Raw genomic sequence first — 22,518 nt, forward strand, 5'->3', positions numbered from 1 at the left:
ATTATTTATAAACCCTAATGAATCTTGAACCTTCATTAGGGTTTTGTTAAAAAATAATAAGGATTCAATAAAAATTATTATTTTTGTATAAATAATTTAAATGAAAAAAATAATTTCCATATTATTAATTTGCGGATTCGCTTATGGTATTAATGGATATTATTTGAATTTCAAAATTGAACAAATTCAAATTAAAGAAAACATAAAAAAAGAAATACAAAAACAATTAAAAACATACAATAAAAAGCTGGTAGTATTAAGGTTTTCATTTAACGAATTATTAAAAATAAAATGGATAAAAAAAAACAAAGAATTTTTATATAATGACAATATGTATGACATTGTTAAATCTGAAATTTCTAATGATAAAATACATTATTATTGTATAAACGACCATAAAGAAAAACAGTTAATAACAAATTTTGATAAAAGTGTAAAAGAACAAACCGGTAAATCCAAAAGAACAAACAACTTCAAAAAACAAATAAATAATTATTTTTTCAAGGAAATTACAAACACAGGAATCACAAAAGAAAAATCTATTAATTTTTTTAATTATACAATAGATTATAAATCCGTGTATAAAAATATTTTATCACCTCCCCCCAAGAGCTAAAACAATTTACTTAATTTCCTTTATTAATTAATTTAAGCTATAATGCAATTATTGCATTAGTTTGCTTTATCTATTAACCATAAAATATTTTAATCATGAAATCAAAAACATTAAATACAATAATATTTATTCTTGCATTTACTATTCATGCAATAAGTCAAACGCAAGACAAGCCGAAGAACAATGAATCTAAAATAAAAGACACCATAAAATTAAATGACATTATTATTAACGCCGCAAGGACAGATGTTCCTCTTAAAGAAATACCTGCTTCCATTTCGGTTGTTACAGGCGAGCAATTAAATTCTTTTCAGAAAACTATTGCTGCCGATGAAGCACTGCGGCTTGTTCCTGGAATTAAAGTTGATAACGGAACCGGTGGTTCAAGAATTCACTTGTATATGCGCGGACAGGGTGTATTATCCGAAAGTGGTTTCAGAGGAATACAGGTTCTTATTGATGGAATTCCTGCTAATGACCCGGGTGGATTTTGTCCCGATTTATATGATGTGGACTGGAAAACCGTAAAAAGAGTTGAAGTCATGAAAGGACTTTCTGCTTCACTTTACGGAGGTAGCGCTAATGGCGGTGTTGTTAATATCATTACAAATGATGGAGGTGAAAAACCAATCAATGGTACAATATACGCCACTGCCGGTTCTTACGGGTTCTGGAAAACTTTAGGACAAATTGATGGCACTGAAGGTAATGTTAACTACAGAATTTCTTATTCTCATTTACAAGGCAACGGTTATCGTGCACATCAGGCATTCATGGGAAATAATTTCAGTGAGAAACTCAATTGGACACCTTCAGCAAAAGTAAAAATCACACAACTGCTTATATATACTGATTATTTTAATCAAAACTCAGAAGGTATAAATTTAGGTCGTTACGATACAGTTGGGCACAAAGCTGCAAATACCGATGCCATTCCGTTTAATGAGTTTCATTTAACTCAACGACTTACAGGCGCTACTATAGGCAAATTTGCTATAAGTAAAAATCAGGAAATCCAGTTAAAAAGTTTTTTCAGGTTGAATAATTACAGAGAAACTTCAAATAATGGAGATGACAATAAGCCATTTATTAATCCTGGCGCATCTATACAGTATAATCTTAATATGGGAAAAGAAAAACTTGTGAACCATATCAGCTTAGGCACCGATTTTACATCACAAATTTTAACGGAACACATGTTTGGTGTTGATAAGAATCCAAATCGTACTGATACTCATTTTGGTCAGTCATGCATAGATAAAGATACCATACTGGTAAACCAGATTATTAAACAAAGAGGTGCAGGAGTTTTCTTTATTGATAAACTTGATATTTCCAAAAAGCTTTTTGCAACTTTAAATGTTCGCTATGATTATGTTTATAACCAGCTAATTAATAATGTGCCTTTACCTGATTCTGTTGTAAGAACCTCGGGCAGCAAAGAGTTTCAATCTCCTACTTTTCGATTTGGATTGGCTTATGATGTTTGCAAATCAACCAATGTTTATGCAAACTATGGCACAGGGTTTTTAACTCCCACCAACAATGAATTATATAATAATCCCGCACACTGGGGTGGTTTTAATGAAACCATTAAACCCTCTTCCTCACAGGGCGAGGAGTTAGGTGTAAGAGGTGATATAGGGAAAAGTTTCCACTATGACATAACCGGTTTTATAATTAATTCCACTAACGAATTTTACAGGTATAGCATAGTTGGAAGAGGCAATAATACTGCCTTTTATGGTAATATTGGGAAAAGTAACAGAACCGGATTAGAAACTTATTTGTCTTATTCTCCGGTTAAAGCCATTAAATTGGATGTTGCTTACACTTATTCTGATTTCAAGTATATTTCTCCCGACAGTGTTAAGAACAACAGAATTCCTGAATGTCCTCAGCATATTCTTGCTGCTGAAATTGCTTTCAAATTAACAAAAAATCTTACTCTAACTCTTGGTACTGAATATCAATCAAAATGGTGCATTCAAGTTGACGATTCAGTATATCATCAGTTTTCCGAAAATGGTATTAAACGTGATTCATGGGGTAGGACAGGATTTACTATTTGTAATGTTAATTTGAGTTACAATTTTAAAATAGGAAAAGTAGATACTGAAATCAGTTTGTTTGCGAAAAATATTTTCGATGAACAATATATGGGGTTTACAGAACCTAATAATGGTTCGGATTATAACAGTTATCAACCGGCTCCTGGAAGAGAAATTTTTGCAAGTTTGAGATTAAAATTTTAATTTTATTCAATTTTTTTTAAGAGATTGTTTCAAAAAGCACAAAACCTAACAGGTCTTTGAGACCTGTTGGGTTTAATATCAATAAAATAAAGTATGCAAATAATTTTAAAATATTTTAAAAATTTATCACCTCATCAGATTGAACAGCTTGAAAAACTTGGCGGTTTGTACGCTTACTGGAATGAAAGGATAAATGTTATTTCGCGCAAAGACATTGACAATCTTTATGAGCGTCATATTTTACATTCATTATCGGTTGCGAAAATTTTTAATTTCGAACGTTCTCAGAAAATTCTCGACGTGGGTACAGGCGGTGGATTACCAGGTATTCCTCTTGCCATTGTTTTTCCCGAAGCGGAATTTTTATTGATTGATTCTGTGGGGAAAAAAATAAATATTGTGAACACAATTATTGAGGAATTGAAACTTAAAAATATAAAAGCTGAAAAAACAAGAATGGAAGAGTTAAACGAAAAATTTGATTTTGTCGTTTGCCGCGCCGTATCTGAAATTCCCGTATTGCTCAAATGGACAAAAAACAAAGCCGACAATTTGATTTGCCTTAAAGGCGGCGATTTACAAGAAGAATTAAAAAACGTAAAAGAGAAAAATAAAATTTATGAACTTAAAAATTTATTTGAAGAAAAATTCTTCCAAACAAAAAAAATAGTACACTTAGTTTTGTATAAATAAAAAATTCCCTATATTTGCGGCTCTATTTAAAAAGATTAAACAATGAAAAGAACATTTCAACCCTCGAACAGAAAGAAAAGAAACAAACATGGTTTCAATGAAAGAATGTCAACAGCTAATGGACGAAGAGTTCTGGCATCAAGACGAAAAAAGGGCAGAAAAAAATTAACCGTTTCGGACGAAAAATTGCATAAAAAATAATTTTTGTTTTTTCATAACTCTATATTTCCCTTGTTGATGATATCGGCAAGGGTTTTTTATTTTATAAATTCTGACAGGTCTGACGGCTCCGTCAGGATTTTAATTTAATGCTACATAGTTCTCCATTAATAAATTTTATCATGAGTTACAATCTACGGGTTATTTTTTTTACAATTTTATTTTTCCATTCCGTAAAAGTTCCTTCCGTGATTTGCTTTCGGGCTTCGGCAACAAGCCACATATAAAAACTCAGATTATGAAGAGTTGCAATTTGTGCTGCAAGAATTTCTTTTGCGGAAATAAGATATCGCAGATATGCCTTGCTATATTGTTCATCAACAAAGGAGCTGCCATCTTCTTCAATTGGTGAAAAATCTGTTTTCCATTTTTCGTTTTTGATGTTTATTATTCCGTTTTTTGTTAAAAGCATTCCGTTGCGTGCATTGCGTGTGGGAATTACACAATCAAACATATCAATTCCCAAAGCAATACATTCGAGAATATTATCTGGCATGCCAACACCCATAAGGTAACGCAGTTTTTCTTCGGGAAGAATTGAACATACCAAGCCGGTGGTTTCATACATGATTTCATTTGGCTCACCAACGGATAATCCGCCTATTGCATTGCCTTCCATTTCACATGATGCTACAAATTCAGCCGATTCTTTTCGTAAATCCTTATAAACACTTCCCTGAACAATAGGAAATAAAAATTGCTCATAACCATATTTTCCTGTAGTTTCGTTAAATTGTTTTTTACATCTTTCGAGCCAGCGATGAGTTATGTGCATTGATTTTTTTGCATAATCATATTCGCATGGATACGAATTACATTCATCAAAAGCCATTATAATGTCGGCACCAATGCTTCTTTGAATGTCAATAATTTTTTCGGGAGTGAAAAAATGAGATGAGCCGTCAATGTGCGATTGGAACTTTACGCCATCATCGGTCAATTTTCTTCTATCGGCAAGTGAGTAAACCTGAAACCCTCCACTGTCAGTTAATATGGGTTTATTCCAGCTTATAAATTTGTGTAAACCACCGGCTTTTTCAATAACTTCCAAACCGGGACGAAGGTATAAATGATAAGTATTTCCGAGAATTATTTTTGCTTTTATATCATCCTCAAGCTCTCGCTGGTGAACTCCTTTAACGGTTCCATAAGTCCCAACAGGCATGAAAACGGGAGTTTCAATTTTACCGTGAGCAGTTTCAATAATACCAGTGCGTGCTTTGGAATTTTTATCTTTATTTAAAATTTTGAAGAGCATTTTGTAAAAGTAGAAAAAATTTCATAACAAATCAGCGTCTGAAATTTTATTTTACAAAATCTTTTAACCCAAAATTAGCTCCAATTTCTTACTACTTACGACTAAATACTTACTGCTATTTTAATAACTTGTTAAAAAAAAATTTCTATTGATTTACATAATAGGAGTAATTTAGCAATTTAACAATATTCGGAAAAATGTTTTTTGAACAACTCAGATGGATTGAAGTAATTGCAATTATTTTTATTTTTTCTTTTGCAGTACAGCTTTTTTATTATTTATTTTTTTTCGCACGGTTGGTTTTTTATAAACCAAAACAAATAAGCAGTTCCAAAGAACCGGTGTCGGTTGTTATATGTGCAAAAAACGAAGCCGATAATTTGCAGGAAAACCTCCCGCTTATTTTACAGCAGGATTATCCGCAATATGAAGTGGTAGTTGTAAATGATTGCTCCGACGACCATACCGAATTTATTTTACACGATTTTGCGAAAAAATATTCTCATCTGAAAATTATAAATCTTCTGGAGAATGTAAACTTTTTTTCGGGGAAAAAATTTCCGCTTTCCATTGGTATTAAATCTGCAAAATACAATAATTTGCTTTTAACAGATGCCGATTGTAAGCCCATTAGCAAGAACTGGATAAATTCGATTGCAGAAAATTTTCTCGAAAATACAAGTATAGTATTGGGATACGGTGCTTATAAAAAGAAAAAAGGAATTCTTAATAAATTAATCAGGTATGATACTTTTTTTGTTGCCTTGCAATATTTGTCTTATGCACTGGCAAAAATCCCTTATATGGGAGTTGGACGAAATCTTGCTTATAAAAAGGAACTATTCATAGAAAATAAGGGATTTACTTCGCATTATAAAATACAATCCGGAGATGATGATTTATTTATCAATAATGTAGCAAATAAATACAATACAAGAATTTCTGTAAACAGGGATAGTCATATTTTATCCGAACCGTGTAATACCTTTTCAAGTTGGATTATACAGAAAAAAAGACATTTGAGTTCAGGCAATTTATATAAGTTTAAACATAAATTTCTGCTCGGAATGTTTATATTTACCCAATTTCTTTTTTTTATGTCGTTTATTGCTTTAATATCTTTGAATTTTCAGGTAATTGCTCTTGTTTTAATTTTTTTATTGAGATTTATAATTCAAATATTAGTATTTAAAAATTGCATGAAAAAGTTGAACGAAAAAGATTTATTATTAATTTCGCCATTATTTGAAATATTTTTTATACTTTTCAATCCGATTATTTATATTTCAAATAGGTTTTATAAAATTTATGCATGGAAATAACGGCAAATCTCACCAATAAAGCGCTACGGGATTACAAACTTGTTGTTGCTGCCATTGAAGCCGGCGACCAGAAAGCATATTCCCAGCTTATGGATAATTACAGAGATTCGGTTTATTTCATGCTTTTGAAAATGACAAATAATCCCGATGATGCTGATGACCTGACAATTGAAGCATTCGGAAAAGCATTCAGAAATTTACATCAATACACACCCGATTTTGCATTCAGCACGTGGCTTTTTAAAATTGCATCAAACAATTGTATTGATTACATCAGAAAGAAAAGAAAAAATTTAATTTCAATTGACAGACCTTTTGAAAATGCTGATAGTACAAAAGAACATGGACTCGAAATTCCTTCGGGAGCACTCGACCCTGAAGAAGTTTTCATAAAACAGCAAAAAATAAGATTATTGCGCGAATTAGTTGAAAAGCTTAAACCACGCTACCGTAGGCTTGTTGAAATGAGATATTTCAATGAATATTCTTATGAAGAAATAGCTGTAGAATTAAAGCTTCCGATAGGTACAGTTAAGGCACAGCTTTTCAGAGCAAGAGAATTGCTTTATAATATTCTTAAAAAAACCCAACATACTATATAATTATTTGAAATTAAATTTAAAACAAAGTTATTATGAAAACAAAATTATTATTCTGTCTGTGTTTATTAATAACACTTTTTACTTCAAAGCTAAAAGCACAGATAGATTTAGGAATAGACGAAGGTTCATATAATCCACGTTCAATATTCAGCTTTACTTGTCCGCTGGCTGAAGGTTCCAAAATAAATAATAAATATGGAATATCACTTGGTGTTGTTGCAGGTGTTTTGTTGAATGAAAAATTTTATCTTGGTGCTTATGGATATAAACTGGCAAATACTTCAAGCACTTTCACCAAAAAAGATTATTTGTGCGAAGACGGTGTACATCGGGACTTAAAACTTTCTTTCGGTCATGTGGGGCTCATTGTTGGTTATTATCATAGTCAGGAGAAACCTGTTCACTGGGGCATTACTTCTAAAATTGGAATGGGAACCATATCATTAATTGATAATGGCTATGGCTATTATGCAAAAAAATATTTAAATAATAGCGTATATGTTGTAACACCCCAACTTGAACTCGAATTTGATTTATCCGACTGGATTAAATTAAACCTTGGAGTTGGTTACCGATATACAATTAATGTAAAAAACAATGCATATTCTCAAAGTGATTTCAATAGTCCTGTTGTTTCATTAAGCTTTGCATTTGGCAAATTCAGGGAAACCGAAGAATAAAAGTTAATTTTTGTTAATGCTATTTTAATTATCCATTTGTATTGGGATTGTTCCGAAAATAAATTTTACTGCTTTTTTTAGCTTACATTGTGGCTATTATTTTTTAACGTCCAACTTTTCATAATTTAACTTTATCTACCAATCAATTTTAATAAATACATCTCACATATTCGCAAATCATTTTCTTTTTGTTCTAATATGTTTGTTATTTTAAAGTGAGTTTGGAATTTAATTTAGCTTTTTCTTTTTGCCTTCAAAGCATTAATTTTTTAATAATTTCAGATACTTTTATTATTTTTAAACCATTTTAAATTATTAGTTTTCGAATTTCTGATACTGGCTGTTTATGTGCGTTTTTCCATCTTAGATTCATCCCTTCTGACAAATTGTCATAATTATTTTTTAAATAAATGGTAATGTCGTAAATTTGCATTTTAAAATTTTTTAAATGGATATTCAGAGTATAAAACAGCGATTCGGAATTATAGGTAGTTCGCCATTAATTGATAGAGCAATTGACATTGCACGTCAGGTTGCTTCAACCGACCTTACTGTGCTTATAACCGGTGAGAGCGGTTCGGGAAAAGAAGTATTTCCAAAAATAATTCATCAGTTAAGTTCACGAAAGCATGGTCCTTATATTGCGGTGAACTGTGGTGCTATTCCCGAAGGAACAATTGATTCGGAATTATTTGGTCATGAAAAAGGTTCGTTTACCGGTGCTCACGAAGCACGCAAGGGGTATTTTGAAGTTGTAAACGGCGGAATAATTTTTCTTGATGAAATAGCCGACCTTCCTTTAACTACACAGGTGCGTCTTTTGAGAATAATTGAAACAGGCGAATTACTCAAGGTAGGCTCTTCGAAAGTTCAGAAAACAAATGTGAGAGTGATTGCAGCAACCAATGTAAACATGCTTGGAGCTGTGAATAGCGGCAAATTCAGAGAAGACCTGTATTACAGGTTGAATACCGTCCCCATTCATGTGCCATCTTTGCGTGAAAGAAAAGAAGACATAATATTATTGTTCAGAAAATTTGCAACTGATTTTGCAGAGAAATATCGTATGCCACCTATAATTTTAGATGAAGAGGCACAAAATTTACTTGTGAACTATCGATGGCAGGGAAACGTACGTCAACTTAAAAATGTGAGTGAACAAATTTCCGTTATCGAAAACACAAGAAATATTGATGCACTGATATTGAAAAAATATCTACCCGAAGAAATCTCAACATTACCTGTTTTGTTTAAAGGAGAGACAACACATACTTCCGAAAGAGAAATTTTATACAATATTCTTTTTGATATGCGGAAGGATGTTAACGATTTGAAAAAAGTAGTTTTCGGAATGTTGCAAAATTCAGATAACCCAAGAAAAATAAATGAAAATATTGAACCGCTAAGCAACAAAACTACCGAACTTACAACAAAAAGCAACTCCGGCAAAATAAAATTCAACGAACCTATCGAATTTGTTGAAGAATCACTATCCATACAGGAAAAAGAAAAGGACTTAATAAATAAGGCACTTGATAAAAACAAAGGGAAAAGAAGAAATGCCGCCAAAGAACTCGGAATTTCGGAACGCACACTTTATAGAAAAATAAAGGAATATAATATTAAACTTTAAAAACATTAAATGAAATGTTTGTGGTTTGTTGTTATACCAATGCTTAGCTCAAAATAGTCCAAATAATATTTTGAGCTTTAGCATGGTTAATGCCGATAGAGTATCTGTTATAGGACAATTTATTGGACTATTACAGATACCGTATCGGTATTAAATAGCAGACTACAAACAAGAAGCTTTTTTTACCAATGACTTAATGACTAATGACTTTTTAAAACTACAAACTACAAACAGCAAACTACGAACTTTCTCAGAGAAATCCCGTTTGCTGCTCCTAATTTCCGTTGTTACTTCAATTAAATTAATTGCAGTTATTTTTTTCATTCATTCAATAAAACTTTTCGAAATAAATGACATAGCAATAAACATGCTCAAGACAGGTAAAATGAGCTATGTTTATAACAGCGGTCAGATATATTACGATTATCAGTTTCCTGTTTATCCTTTTTTTGTTTATCTTATCTATTTGTTATTCGGAGTGCATTATAAACTTGTTATTATATTCAATTTGTTTTTATCTTTTTTAACAACTTATTTTTTTTATTACACACTTAAATATTTCTTTAATTATTTTAATGAAGTTGAAAAAATAAAAATATATATAAATATTATTTTGTTCTTGTCGGTGCTGACTTTATTGGTTCATCCTGCAATTACATATTATACAATAAAAAATATTCATCCATTTGCACTTGATTTATTTTTATCTGTAATGTCGTTATACATGATGTTTAAATACATAGAAAAACCAAATTCAAGAAATTTAATATTATACTCTTTAATACTGGGAATTGCTGTTTTAGATAGAAATACTCTAATATGTACTGCATTTCCTTTTGCAATTCTTATTTTTAAAAATGAGAGTTTAAAAAGAGCATTTAAAATATTAATAATTTGCTTTATTATTGCATCATTGCCAACAGCCCTGTGGATGTTGAGAAATTACAACCTCACAAAAACATTTTCGCTGAATTCAAGTTTTTATAAAAATCTTTTTATCGGCACAATTGAGGAAAGTGAAGGAACAGCTTATTTACCTAATGGACAGAATTATTATTCTGTTTTTTCAAAAAAAGAATTCAGCGATTATCAGAAAATGACTGCACAGGAACAAATTAATTTTTATAAAAATAAATATTCCGAAAAACTTCGAAACAAGCCATTATCGGTTGTTAAAATGTTTTTCGTTAAACTGAAAAATTTCTGGCTCTTCCGCAAAAATGTGGGTGCAGAATATAGCAACAGAATAAAAATTTTCATTCCCTTATATAAAATTCGTTGTTTAATAATTTTGTTTTTCCTTTTAGTTGCAATAATTGTATTAAAAAATAAAACATGGTTACTCTTGTCATATCCTGTTTTGCTTTCATTAATGCAATCGGTGTTTTACGTGGAAACCCGCCACAGAATGTTAATTGAACCATTTTTAATTTCGCTTGCAATAATTGGTGGGTTTTATTGTTATTTGAAAATGAAAGAAATAATAAATAATATACTTTAAAATGGCTAAATTGTTTAATTGTCAAATTGTTGTTTTAACTTAAGTACTTACTGCTAATAGGTGACTTATAGCAATTTGACAATTTAACAATTTTATTTCAGCAAAAGTTAAATTTTAAACTGTTTGCAATATAATTAATAATGCGATTTTAATAATATAACAATTTAGCAATTTAACAATGGTAGCCATAAATTCTGAGCTTCGAGTAAAACAGAGAGTAACAACAAATTTCTGTTTTTTTGTGAATAACGCATTAAACTTTATATTTGCAGTCCGAAAAAATGAAACTTAAAAACCTTATATTAATATTTATTCTTGCATTGCTGAATAGTTGCGGTATATATTCATTTAAAGGTGCTTCTATTTCGAAAGACATAAAAACAATTTCGGTTCAGTATTTTCCAAATTACGCACCGTTAATTCAGCCAACTTTAAGCGCTGCATTTACCGAAGCACTGCAAAGCCGATTTACTTCGCAATCGAGATTAAACTTAGTTGATAAAGGCGGCGACCTTAATATTGAAGGTTCGATAACAGGTTACTCTGTTGCTCCTATTGCAATTCAGTCGAATGAAACCGCTGCAATGTCGCGGCTCACAATTACTGTTAATGTGAAATTTACAAATAAAAAAGATTCAAAACAGGATTTTGAAACATCATTTTCGAGATATGCCGACTTTTTAAGCACCGAAAATCTTTCCAGTGTTGAAGAAACTTTAATAAAACAAATAAACGATTTGCTTACCGAAGATATTTTTAACAGAGCTTTGGTAAATTGGTAGAAAATTAGGAGTTTTAAAATGTTTTGTATGAAAAAAATGCCACAGATTCACAAATTATAAAACTTCGTTATTCGACATTCGTTATTCGATGTTCGATATTTTTAAACATTAATTAATAACCAATGACATCATTTAAATTTAATCAATACATAACCGAAAGTAATCAATTAAATGAAACTTCATTAAATGAGCTGGTATCATTAGTTGATGAATTTCCGTATTGCCAGATTACAAGAATGCTTTACCTCAAAAATTTATCATTAAATAATAAAGAAGAAGAGCAAAAAAAGATTAAACTCACCTCAGCATACACAACAAACCGGAAAAAACTTCATCAATATTTAACTTCCGTTTATAGTGAAGCTACGGCAAAAAACCAATTTTCTCATGAAATAACCGATTTAATTGAAGAATTTATTATTAAGGAGCCAAAAATAGCTCCCTTTAAAAAAGATTCGTCCGATGATAAAAAATTAATTATTGATTTAGCCGAAAGCAGTATAGTTGATGACGAAGAAATAGTAACAGAAACACTTGCAAAAATTCATTTGCGGCAAGGTAATTTTAACAAGGCAATAAAGATTTATGAAAAATTAAGTTTGAAATTCCCGGAAAAAATTACTTACTTTGCAACCCAAATTAATTCAATAAAAAATTTAATTCAAAATAAATAAAGCAATGGGAACATTTTATGTAGTTACGGTTTTGATTATAATAGTTTGTGTACTGTTAATTCTGATTATTTTGGTTCAGAACTCAAAAGGCGGAGGATTGGCTTCAAACTTTGCATCTTCCAATCAAATAATGGGTGTGCGTAAAACTGCCGACTTTCTTGAAAAATCAACTTGGACTTTGGCAATAGCTCTTTTAGCATTATCTTTGTTATCAGTTTTTATTATTCCTAAAAATACGGGAAAAGTAAGAAACTCTGAACTAAGAGATGTTGAAAATACTAATAAAACCGTGCCTTATCAGGCACCGCCTCAACAGCAGCAACAACAAGGACAACCTCAACAACAAAAGAAATAAATCTTTGAAATGCCAGATTGTCATAATCTTCTGACAGAATTAGTAATTCAAAATTATTTTTTAAATAAGATATATTTTTAATATTTTTCTGAAATCCTTGATATTAAGAGTTTTCGTAAGTAAATTGGGAATCGATGAGTAAAAGTTATTTTAAATGGCACGAAATTAGCGAACCCCAAAATGTTTTTAAAAATAAATTAATGTTTAACTTAAAAAAATAAATTAACTATGGCACTTAACGTAAAACCATTGGCAGACAGAGTACTTATTGAGCCTGCCTCAGCTGAAGAAAAAACTGCCGGAGGTATTATAATTCCGGATACAGCAAAAGAAAAACCTCAAAAAGGAAAGGTAATAGCAATAGGTAACGGCAAAAAAGATGAGCCGATAACTGTTAAAGTCGGCAACAGCGTATTATATGGCAAATATTCGGGAACTGAAATCACAATAGAAGGGAAAGAATATCTGATAATGCGCGAATCCGATATTTATGCAATCATTTAATAAATTAATTAACTTAAAATAAAGATTATAATTATGGCAAAAGAAATTTTATTTAATCTCGAAGCACGCGATGCTCTTAAAAGAGGCGCTGATGCTTTGGCAAATGCAGTGAAAGTTACACTCGGTCCAAAAGGACGAAATGTCATTATAGATAAAAAATACGGAGCTCCTTCAATTACGAAAGACGGAGTTACTGTTGCAAAAGAAATTGAACTCGAAAATCCTATTGAAAATATGGGTGCTCAGATGTTAAAAGAAGTTGCATCAAAAACTGCTGATGTTGCCGGTGATGGTACAACTACAGCAACTGTTTTAGCTCAGTCAATTATTTCTACCGGATTAAAAAATGTTGCAGCAGGCGCAAATCCAATGGATTTAAAACGCGGTATTGAAAAAGCTACCGAAGCTGTTGTTGCAAGCATTAAAGCACAATCAAAAACAGTCGGCGACAGCGATAAAAAAATTGAACAGGTTGCAACCGTTTCTGCAAATAACGACATCACTATCGGAAAACTTATAGCAGAGGCAATGTCGAAAGTTAAAAAAGAAGGCGTTATTACAATTGAAGAAGCAAAAGGAATAGAAACAGAAGTGAAAGTTGTTGAAGGAATGCAATTCGACAGAGGTTATGTTTCTCCTTATTTCATCACTGATGCCGACAAAATGGAAACAGTTCTTGAAAATCCTTATATTTTAATTTATGAAAAGAAAATATCAGGAATGAAAGATTTGTTACCGATATTGGAAAAAACAGTTCAGACAGGTCGTCCGATGCTTATAATTGCCGAAGATATTGAAGGCGAAGCTTTGGCTACACTCGTTGTAAATAAAATCAGAGGTTCATTGAAAGTGGCTGCAGTTAAAGCTCCCGGTTTCGGCGACAGAAGAAAAGCAATGCTTGAAGATTTAGCAATATTAACAGGTGGTACAGTTATCTCTGAAGACCAGGGTTACAAACTCGAAAACGCTGATATAACTTATCTCGGACAAGCAGAAAAAGTAACAATTGATAAAGACAATACAACAATTGTTAACGGAGGCGGTAAAAAAGACGGTATTAAAGCAAGAGTGGGACAAATAAAGGCACAGATTGAATCTACAACATCAGATTATGATAAGGAAAAACTTCAGGAACGACTTGCAAAACTTGCAGGCGGAGTTGCTGTTATTTACGTTGGTGCTGCCACCGAAGTTGAAATGAAAGAAAAGAAAGCAAGAGTTGACGATGCTTTGCACGCAACAAGAGCTGCAGTTGAAGAAGGAATAATTCCGGGCGGCGGCGTTGCATACATCAGAGCTATAAGTGCTTTAGATAAAGTTAAAGGCGAAAATGAAGATGAAAATACAGGTATTGCAATAATTAAAAGAGCATTAGAAGAACCATTGCGAATAATTGTTGAAAATGCAGGTGTTGAAGGTTCCATAATTGTTCAGAAAGTTAAAGAAGGTAAAGACGATTTCGGTTTCAATGCAAGAAACGACAAATACGAAAACTTATATGAAGCCGGAGTAATAGACCCAGCAAAGGTTGCAAGAATCGCACTCGAAAATGCAGCTTCAATAGCAGGAATGTTGCTCACAACCGAATGTGTGCTTGCTGACAAGAAAGAAAAGAACCCTCCGATGATGCCACCAATGGGCGGACCAGGAATGGGCGGAATGGATTATTAATTTTATAAATTTTTTAAAAAACCGCAAGTATTGAACACTTGCGGTTTTTTTGTTTGGAAAAAAACTTTGCGTCTCTGCGTCTTAGCGGTAAAAATAAAACTTATATTTGCTTTATAATTTTAAAAATTTATGCTTTTTTTAGAAAAAGATACCGATAAAATTTATTTCACAATTGGTGAAGTTGCCGATATGTTTAAAGTAAATACTTCGCTAATCAGGTTTTGGGAAAAAGAGTTTACACTTATTAAACCACAAAAAAATAAAAAAGGCGACCGTCTTTTTACAAAAAAAGATATTAATAATTTTCAGGTAATATATCATCTGGTTAAAGAAAAGGGATTTACAATTGAAGGAGCAAAAAAGAAATTAAAAGAAAACCCCGATGATACTTTGAAAAATGCCGAAGTAATAAACAGATTAAAAAAAATCAGGGAATTTCTTATTGAAGTGGAAAAAGGATTTGAGCGAGGGGCAGAGAGCTGAGAGCATGGGGCGAAGTGCAGAGAGTAAAGTGCGTAGAGTTAAAGTAGTCATTAGTCATTCAATATTCGATATTCAGTATTCTTAAATTTTCTTTTTACAAAAATCTTTTTAAATTTGTTAATTGAAGGTTAGGAAAACATGAGAAAATTTTTAAAATATTTTTTAATTTTAATTTTAATTTTTGCTTGTATTTATTCTTTTGCACAAATACAAGGCACAAAAATTATTGGCAAAGTTACTGATGCTTCGAGCGGAGAACCGCTGCCATTTGTAAATATAATTTTTAAAGGAACTACCGTTGGAACTGTAACTGATTTTGAAGGTAAATATTCAATAGTTACAAATAAGCCATCAGACACTCTCATATCGTCATATTTAGGATACATTACAGGCAAAAAACCCGTAATTAAAAATAAATTTCAGACAATAAATTTTGAAATGAAGCCGGTAGTTATGAATCTTGATGAAGTGGTTATATATCCCGGTGAAAATCCTGCAATGATTATTTTCAAAAAGATAATAAAAAACAAACAATTTAACAATAAAAAGAGATATGATTTTTATCAGTATGAAGCGTACAACAAAATAGAATTTGACATAAATAACATTGATGAAAATTTTAAGAATAAAAGAATTTTCCGTCCTGTTAAATCCATTTTCAATTTTGTTGATACTTCAATAGTAAACGGAAAAATATATTTACCTTTTTTCCTTTCGGAATCAATTTCGGAAATTTATTACAGAGAGAAACCAAGAAGCACTAAAGAAATAATAAAAGCAACAAAAGTATCAGGAATAGAAAATCAAAGCGTTTCGCAATATCTGGGAAAAATGTCTGTGGATATTGATATTTACGAAGACAACATCAAATTTTTCGAGAAAAGTTTTATAAGCCCGATTGCTGATTATGCTCCCGCATTTTACAAATATTATTTGATGGATAGTACATTTATTGGTAATAAGTGGTGTTACAAAATAATGTTTAAGCCACGCAATAAGCAGGATTTGGCTTTTGTAGGAAATTTCTGGGTTGCCGATACAACTTTCGCAATTAAAAAAATTGAAATGCGTGCAGTAGCTAAAGCCAATATAAATTTTATTAACGATATTGTATGCAATCAGGAATTCAGTTTATTTGAAAATAAATACTGGATGCTGACAAAAGATGAATTTATTGTTGACTTTAATATGTTGCAGGATAGCTCAAAAGGTTTTTTCGGAAAAAGAAATATTTCATATAAAAATTACATTTTTAACCAGCCGATGTCGGATGAATTTTATTCCAAACCTACAAACACAATAGTGGAAAACGACTCGTTTACAAAAAGTGATGAATATTGGGAAAAAGCCCGTCACGACAGCTTAACAAAAAATGAAAAGGCAATTTATTCAATGGTTGATTCGATGAAGCACATACATTTTGTTAAAACTTGGATTAGCTACATTCAAATGTTTGTAACAGGATATAAAGTATGGAAAAAAGTTGAATTAGGTCCTTATTTTTCAGTATATAGTTTTAATCAGATTGAAGGGAATCGGGTTCGCATAGGTGGCAGAACAAGCAATTCATTCAGCAAAAAAATCATGTTTGATGCTTATACCGCTTACGGAACAAAAGACGAAACATATAAATACGGCGGAGGTTTTATATATATGCTGCATAAAAGTCCGCGCGAAGATTTTGGTGCTTCCTATAAAAATGACTTAGAACAATTGGGACAAAGTCCGAATGCTTTCAGTGAAGATAATATTTTTGCCTCTGCTTTCAGAAGAGGCTCGTCAAATAAACTTTCCTTTGTAAAACAAACAAAAGCTTATTACGAAAAAGAATGGTTTACGGGATTTTCAAATACTTTAAGTTTTTATCAGAGAATAATTTCTCCTATGGGCTTACCGACTTTTATATTAAATAATTTCGGAACACCCGAACAAAAGAAAACACTTACAACTTTTGAAGTGATTATTGGTACGCGGTTTGCTTATCAGGAAAAATTTCTGATGGGAGAGTTTGAAAGAATAAGCACAGGAACAAAATATCCGATATTTTCTTTGAATTATACTTTGGGAATTAAGAATTTTTTGAATAGTGAATATAATTATCATAAAGCTGTTTTCAGCATTGAACACTGGTTTTACTTTAAACCATACGGATGGGCAAAGTACATAATTGAAGCAGGCAAAATTTTCAATACATTACCTTATCCTCTTCTTAAACTTCATGAAGGAAATGAAACTTATTATTTCGATGAATATTCTTTCAACATGATGAATTATTACGAATTTGCAAGCGATGAATGGGTTAGTTTATATTATACTCATCATTTCGACGGATTTTTTCTGAACAGAATACCACTAATTCACAAATTAAAATGGAGAGAAGTTTTTTATGCTAAAGGAATAATTGGTGAATTAGGTGAGAAAAATATAAAATATTCCAATTTACCTGATAATTTATATGGCTTGAAAAAACCATATTTCGAAGCAGGTGTTGGAATTGAAAATATTTTAAAAATATTAAGAGTTGATGCAATATGGAGATTATCACATCTTGACCATCCCGATATAGCTAAGTTCGGTGTGAGGGCTTCGTTAGTATTTTCTTTCTAAAACAAAATAAGATAAATGATTTTAAGAACGGAAAATTTAGTAAAAATTTACAAGAAACGTGCGGTTGTCGATAATGTTTCAATAGATGTAAAGCAAGGAGAAATAGTTGGATTACTTGGTCCGAACGGTGCAGGTAAAACAACTTCATTTTACATGATTGTGGGATTAATAAAACCATACTCAGGAAAAATATATCTTGATGATATTGAAATTACCGAAGAACCCATGTACCGGAGAGCCCAAAAAGGCATCGGCTATTTATCACAGGAGGCTTCGGTGTTCAGAAAATTGAGCGTTGAAGATAATATACTTGCAATCCTTGAAATGACAATCCTTTCAAAAAACGAACAACATTCAAAACTTGAAACTTTACTTTCCGAATTCGGTTTGCAGAGCATCCGCAAGTACAGAGGCGACCTGCTTTCAGGCGGAGAAAGACGCAGAACCGAAATAGCCCGTGCACTTGCAGTTGACCCTAAATTTATTCTTCTCGATGAGCCATTTGCAGGTGTTGACCCGATTGCAGTTGAAGACATACAAAATATTGTCGCAAACCTTAAAAAGAAAAATATAGGAATAATCATAACTGACCATAATGTTCATGAAACTCTTGCTATAACTGACAGAGCATATTTATTGTTCGAAGGAGCAATACTCAAATCAGGCACATCAATTGAACTGGCTCAGGATGCACAGGTAAGAAAAGTTTATTTAGGCGAAAATTTTGAACTCAGAAAGTAAATTTAGAATATTTGCAATAAAATTAATTATACCAGTGTTATGTCAAGTATAAAATGTAACAAGAATAAAAACCGAAGTACGATGCAGAAAGTATGAAAAAAGATATGAACCACAATGTTTTCAATATAATTGGGACTGATTCTTACCTCTTACATCAATTTCCTTTTTGTGAAACGCCAGTATAAATTTTACAAGACACTAGGTAAATAAGTATTTTAAAAAGAAATGACAATGAAACATAACAAAGACAATATATTTTTTTAAGGCATTTACTAAAACTATTGATAATAAAGTGTAACACAGGGTATTGACAATGATTTTTTTTTGATTATATTTGTAAGTTCTAATTTGAAAGTTAAGATTAACTAAAACTGAGTTTTTATGATGGAAGAAAACGAAAACAGAGCAAGAGTTGAAATCTTCTCAAGAGCCGTAAGAGCGGGGAAAAGAACTTATTTCTTTGATGTAAAAGCAACTCAATCGAATCAGTATTATCTTACAATTACTGAGAGTAAGAAGCGCTTTGACCAGGACGGAAAGTTTCACTATGAGAAACATAAAGTTTTTCTTTACAAAGAAGATTTCGATAAGTTTGTTGAGGGCTTGGATGATGTAATAGAATTTATTAAAACCGGTAAGAAACCCGAAATCGAAAATTTGCCTGCAGAATCTACAAACTTAAATGATGTGAACTTCGAGGACTTGGGAGATAATGATTTAAAAGAGTAACATTTCTAAAAACTCATCATTTTGCTGGCGATATTTATTGTCAGCTTCAAATACATTTGAAAAATTCTTAACAAAAAGAGTTTTATAATTGAAAGATTAATCTTTAATTGTATTTTTGTAAAAAATTATAAAATTCTGAGATGAAAATCACATATTACGGACATGCCTGCTTCGGTTTCGAAATAAATAAAAACCACATTCTTATCGACCCTTTCATTATCGGAAATCCTTTGGCTGCCTCAATAAATATTGACAATATCAAAGCCGATTATATTTTTGTTTCTCACGGACATGCCGACCACATAGGCGATACCGTTGAAATTGCAAAAAAAAATGATGCTACTGTTATTTCAAATTTTGAAATAATAAACTGGCTTACGTCAAAAGGAGTTAAGCACACACATTCGATGAATATTGGCGGAAACAAAAAATTTGATTTCGGAAAAGTAAAATTTTTTAAGGCAGACCACTCAAGTTCAATGCCCGATGGTTCACCCGGCGGAAATCCCGGCGGATTTATTTTCGAAACATGCGAAGGTAATTTTTATTTTGCCGGTGATACCGGATTAACTTATGACATGAAACTTATAGGGGAATATAAAAAAATTGATTTTGCAATGCTGCCTATTGGCGATAATTACACAATGGGAGTAGATAACGCAATAATTGCTTCAAGTTTTATTAATTGCAATAAAATAATTGGAATGCATTTTGATTCTTTTTCTGTGATAAAAATAAATAAAAATGAAGCTGTTCAAAAATTCAAAAATGCAGGGAAAGAGCTTATTCTCATGGACATTGGCGAATCAATCGAATTATCAAATACTAAAGCATAAACTAAAAAAATGACAAAAATAATTGCTATAGCAAATCAAAAAGGTGGTGTCGGAAAAACAACAACAGCAATAAATCTGGCTGCAAGTTTAAGTGTTCTTGAACATAAATGTTTGTTGATTGATGCCGACCCGCAGGCAAATGCAACTTCAGGCATCGGCTTCGACCCGCGAAATATCAAAACCAGCATTTACGAATGTATAATTGATGAAATTGAGCCTCAGAATATTATTTTAAATACCAGCACTCCTAATCTCGACCTCTTGCCCGCTCATATTGACCTTGTAGGCGCTGAAATTGAAATGATAAACCTGCCGAACAGAGAAAAGAAAATGAGTTACGTTGTGAATAAAATTAAAAATTCCTACGAATTTGTTCTTATAGATTGTTCGCCATCGCTCGGATTGATTACAGTTAATGCACTCACAGCCGCCGACTCGGTTATAATTCCAGTACAATGCGAATATTTTGCACTCGAAGGACTTGGAAAATTATTAAATACAATAAAAATCGTACAATCAAGTTTAAATAAAAATCTTGAAATTGAAGGAATACTACTGACAATGTATGACACAAGATTACGATTATCAAATCAGGTTGTTGAAGAAGTAAGAACTCATTTCCAACAAATTGTTTTCGACACTATAATTCAGCGAAACACACGGCTCGGCGAAGCACCAAGCTTCGGCGAAAGTATTATTATGCACGATGCCGAAAGCAGAGGCGCAATAAATTACCTGAACCTTGCCCGCGAAATATTGCAGAAAAATGATAAAACAAAAATAAAAGAAAAAGATAAGAAAATAAAAATCGAAAATGAACACTAAAAAAAGAGCTTTGGGTAGAGGACTTGGCGCATTGCTCCAAACATCTGAAACCGACATATCAGCCGAGTATGAAGGTAAACTTCATTCACTTGTCAACACAATTCCTTTTATAAGTATCGACCTTATTATTGCCAATCCTTATCAGCCGCGTAATGGTTTTGATGAAAACTCCCTGTCTGAACTTGCCGAATCTATTAAAGAGCACGGCATCATACAACCAGTTACAGTCAACAAACTTGATGACGAAAAATTTCAGTTAATATCTGGTGAACGAAGGTTAAGGGCGTCAATAATGGCAGGATTAAAAGCAGTTCCTGCATATATAAAAAATGTCGAAAAAGATTCTCTGTTGCAAATTGCTTTGGTTGAAAATATACAGAGAGAAGAACTTAATCCAATGGAACTGGCATTGGGTTTTCAGCGATTATCCGAAGAATTTAATCTTACGCACGATGAACTTTCAAAAAAGTTAAGTAAAAACAGAACAACCATAACAAATTATATTCGCTTGCTGAAATTACCGGCTGAAATACAGGTTGCCATTAAAGCAAACAAAATATCAATGGGGCATGCGCGTGCATTGATTAATGTTGATGATGAAAAAACACAACTCGCCATTTTCAATGATATTATTAATAAATATTTATCTGTAAGAAAAACAGAAGAAATAGTCCGCAACATATCCGCAAAAACAAAATCTTCCGCAAAAACAATAAAATTCAGCATTGTTGATGAATATATTAAAATGAAAGAAAATTTATCGAAGCGGTTAAATACAAAAATTGAAATAAAAATGAATAAAAAAGGTAAGGGAAATATAATAATACCTTTTAATACAAAACAGGATTTTGAAAATATTATTAAAACACTTGGAAAATAATTATTTTACTGCAAAGACACTAAGACGCAAAGGCTTAAAAATAAATATTTTATCTTTGTGTCTTAGTGTCTTTGCGGTAAAAAATATAAACTCTTGCAGAAGAGGTTTTTTTTTATTCATTTTAATAATTTTTTCGTTTTCATGTTTTGCCCAAAAGCAGGATTCCATAAAATTTAAAAAACACTCACCCAATTTAGCAACAATCATGTCGGCAGTTGTTCCGGGTTCGGGACAAATTTATAACAGGAAATACTGGAAAGCACCTATAGTGTGGGCAGGAGCAGGGGCAATAATATATTTTTTCAAATATAATCATGACAGATATGCTCTTTATAAAACTGCCTACAAAACCAAAACCGATACCGATACGATTTCCGCTACCATCGACAATTTTCCGCAATACACAGCCGACAACATTCTTACTTTAAAAAACTTTTACAGAAGAAATCTTGAACTAACGTGTTTTATCGGTGCTGCCATTTATATTGCCAATATAATAGATGCAGCAGTTGATGCCAATCTTTTCGATTACGATGTTTGCGATGACCTGAGCATAAATATTCAACCTGTTATCCAACCACGTTATGATTTTTATTCACCCACAGCAGGTTTGAAACTTACTTTTAAATTTAAATAAATAAAGATTATAATA

Annotated in this window: 23 protein-coding genes; 22 read left to right on the forward strand and 1 reads right to left on the reverse strand. The window is 31.8% G+C overall.

Annotated features, from left to right (window positions below; all coding sequences use genetic code 11):
• Nucleotides 1–100: 100 nt before the first annotated feature.
• The 4 genes from WC223_08390 to rpmH all read left to right on the forward strand — a co-directional run bounded on the left by WC223_08390 (nt 101) and on the right by rpmH (nt 3,765).
• Nucleotides 101–616, forward strand: coding sequence for a hypothetical protein (locus WC223_08390; GenBank protein ID MFA6924260.1), 516 nt, complete (start codon nt 101–103; stop codon nt 614–616).
• Between the two features lie 95 nt (nt 617–711).
• Entirely contained in the window at nt 712–2,871 is a 2,160-nt protein-coding gene (locus WC223_08395) for a TonB-dependent receptor (GenBank protein MFA6924261.1), read from the forward strand.
• Between the two features lie 93 nt (nt 2,872–2,964).
• Nucleotides 2,965–3,564, forward strand: a complete 600-nt coding sequence (gene rsmG / locus WC223_08400; GenBank protein MFA6924262.1) for a 16S rRNA (guanine(527)-N(7))-methyltransferase RsmG — start codon at nt 2,965–2,967, stop codon at nt 3,562–3,564.
• 42 nt (nt 3,565–3,606) lie between these two features.
• Nucleotides 3,607–3,765, forward strand: coding sequence for a 50S ribosomal protein L34 (gene rpmH / locus WC223_08405; protein ID MFA6924263.1), 159 nt, complete (start codon nt 3,607–3,609; stop codon nt 3,763–3,765).
• Between the two features lie 145 nt (nt 3,766–3,910).
• Here the strand turns inward: rpmH and tgt are convergent, their stop codons facing one another.
• On the reverse strand, nt 3,911–5,041 hold the full coding sequence (gene tgt / locus WC223_08410) for a tRNA guanosine(34) transglycosylase Tgt (GenBank protein MFA6924264.1): 1,131 nt from the start codon (nt 5,039–5,041) through the stop codon (nt 3,911–3,913).
• A 197-nt stretch (nt 5,042–5,238) separates the two neighbouring features.
• On the opposite strand from tgt, the gene WC223_08415 reads away from it, so the two are divergent.
• The 18 genes from WC223_08415 to WC223_08500 all read left to right on the forward strand — a co-directional run bounded on the left by WC223_08415 (nt 5,239) and on the right by WC223_08500 (nt 22,503).
• Nucleotides 5,239–6,363: a glycosyltransferase gene (locus tag WC223_08415; GenBank protein ID MFA6924265.1), complete on the forward strand. Its 1,125-nt coding sequence runs from the start codon at nt 5,239–5,241 to the stop codon at nt 6,361–6,363.
• The gene (locus WC223_08420; protein ID MFA6924266.1) at nt 6,354–6,965 is read left to right on the forward strand and encodes a sigma-70 family RNA polymerase sigma factor; all 612 of its coding nucleotides are present in this window, start codon (nt 6,354–6,356) and stop codon (nt 6,963–6,965) included. The genes WC223_08415 and WC223_08420 overlap by 10 nt, the downstream gene beginning before the upstream one ends.
• A 32-nt stretch (nt 6,966–6,997) precedes the next feature.
• Nucleotides 6,998–7,645 carry a hypothetical protein gene (locus WC223_08425; protein MFA6924267.1) on the forward strand — a complete coding sequence of 216 codons (648 nt, stop codon included), beginning with the start codon at nt 6,998–7,000 and terminating at the stop codon, nt 7,643–7,645.
• Nucleotides 7,646–8,093: 448 nt separating this feature from the next.
• A complete protein-coding gene (locus WC223_08430) occupies nt 8,094–9,278 on the forward strand; it encodes a sigma-54 dependent transcriptional regulator (protein MFA6924268.1) in 1,185 nt (394 codons plus the stop codon).
• A gap of 196 nt (nt 9,279–9,474) precedes the next feature.
• Nucleotides 9,475–10,779 (forward strand): hypothetical protein, encoded by a 1,305-nt coding sequence (locus tag WC223_08435; GenBank protein MFA6924269.1) that lies wholly within the window; start codon nt 9,475–9,477, stop codon nt 10,777–10,779.
• Between the two features lie 281 nt (nt 10,780–11,060).
• Nucleotides 11,061–11,561: an LptE family protein gene (locus WC223_08440; protein ID MFA6924270.1), complete on the forward strand. Its 501-nt coding sequence runs from the start codon at nt 11,061–11,063 to the stop codon at nt 11,559–11,561.
• 122 nt (nt 11,562–11,683) lie between these two features.
• Nucleotides 11,684–12,235 (forward strand): hypothetical protein, encoded by a 552-nt coding sequence (locus WC223_08445; GenBank protein ID MFA6924271.1) that lies wholly within the window; start codon nt 11,684–11,686, stop codon nt 12,233–12,235.
• A 4-nt stretch (nt 12,236–12,239) separates the two neighbouring features.
• On the forward strand, nt 12,240–12,590 hold the full coding sequence (secG, locus tag WC223_08450; GenBank protein ID MFA6924272.1) for a preprotein translocase subunit SecG: 351 nt from the start codon (nt 12,240–12,242) through the stop codon (nt 12,588–12,590).
• Between the two features lie 228 nt (nt 12,591–12,818).
• Entirely contained in the window at nt 12,819–13,094 is a 276-nt protein-coding gene (locus WC223_08455) for a co-chaperone GroES (protein MFA6924273.1), read from the forward strand.
• Nucleotides 13,095–13,127: 33 nt separating this feature from the next.
• The gene (gene groL, locus WC223_08460) at nt 13,128–14,765 is read left to right on the forward strand and encodes a chaperonin GroEL (GenBank protein ID MFA6924274.1); all 1,638 of its coding nucleotides are present in this window, start codon (nt 13,128–13,130) and stop codon (nt 14,763–14,765) included.
• 129 nt (nt 14,766–14,894) lie between these two features.
• Complete coding sequence (locus WC223_08465; protein ID MFA6924275.1) at nt 14,895–15,248, forward strand: MerR family transcriptional regulator; 354 nt, start codon at nt 14,895–14,897, stop codon at nt 15,246–15,248.
• A gap of 138 nt (nt 15,249–15,386) precedes the next feature.
• A complete protein-coding gene (locus WC223_08470; protein MFA6924276.1) occupies nt 15,387–17,855 on the forward strand; it encodes a DUF5686 family protein in 2,469 nt (822 codons plus the stop codon).
• Nucleotides 17,856–17,870: 15 nt separating this feature from the next.
• Nucleotides 17,871–18,596 (forward strand): LPS export ABC transporter ATP-binding protein, encoded by a 726-nt coding sequence (gene lptB / locus WC223_08475; GenBank protein ID MFA6924277.1) that lies wholly within the window; start codon nt 17,871–17,873, stop codon nt 18,594–18,596.
• 384 nt (nt 18,597–18,980) lie between these two features.
• Nucleotides 18,981–19,325: a DUF3276 family protein gene (locus WC223_08480; GenBank protein MFA6924278.1), complete on the forward strand. Its 345-nt coding sequence runs from the start codon at nt 18,981–18,983 to the stop codon at nt 19,323–19,325.
• A gap of 140 nt (nt 19,326–19,465) precedes the next feature.
• Nucleotides 19,466–20,161, forward strand: coding sequence for a metal-dependent hydrolase (locus tag WC223_08485; protein ID MFA6924279.1), 696 nt, complete (start codon nt 19,466–19,468; stop codon nt 20,159–20,161).
• Between the two features lie 9 nt (nt 20,162–20,170).
• Nucleotides 20,171–20,986, forward strand: a complete 816-nt coding sequence (locus tag WC223_08490) for an AAA family ATPase (protein ID MFA6924280.1) — start codon at nt 20,171–20,173, stop codon at nt 20,984–20,986.
• Nucleotides 20,976–21,866, forward strand: coding sequence for a ParB/RepB/Spo0J family partition protein (locus WC223_08495; protein ID MFA6924281.1), 891 nt, complete (start codon nt 20,976–20,978; stop codon nt 21,864–21,866). The genes WC223_08490 and WC223_08495 overlap by 11 nt, the downstream gene beginning before the upstream one ends.
• A 55-nt stretch (nt 21,867–21,921) precedes the next feature.
• Entirely contained in the window at nt 21,922–22,503 is a 582-nt protein-coding gene (locus WC223_08500) for a DUF5683 domain-containing protein (protein ID MFA6924282.1), read from the forward strand.
• Nucleotides 22,504–22,518 lie beyond the last annotated feature (15 nt).

It is taken from the genome of Bacteroidales bacterium, from assembly GCA_041671145.1.
Classification (GTDB): Bacteria; Bacteroidota; Bacteroidia; order Bacteroidales; family JAHJDW01; genus JAQUPB01.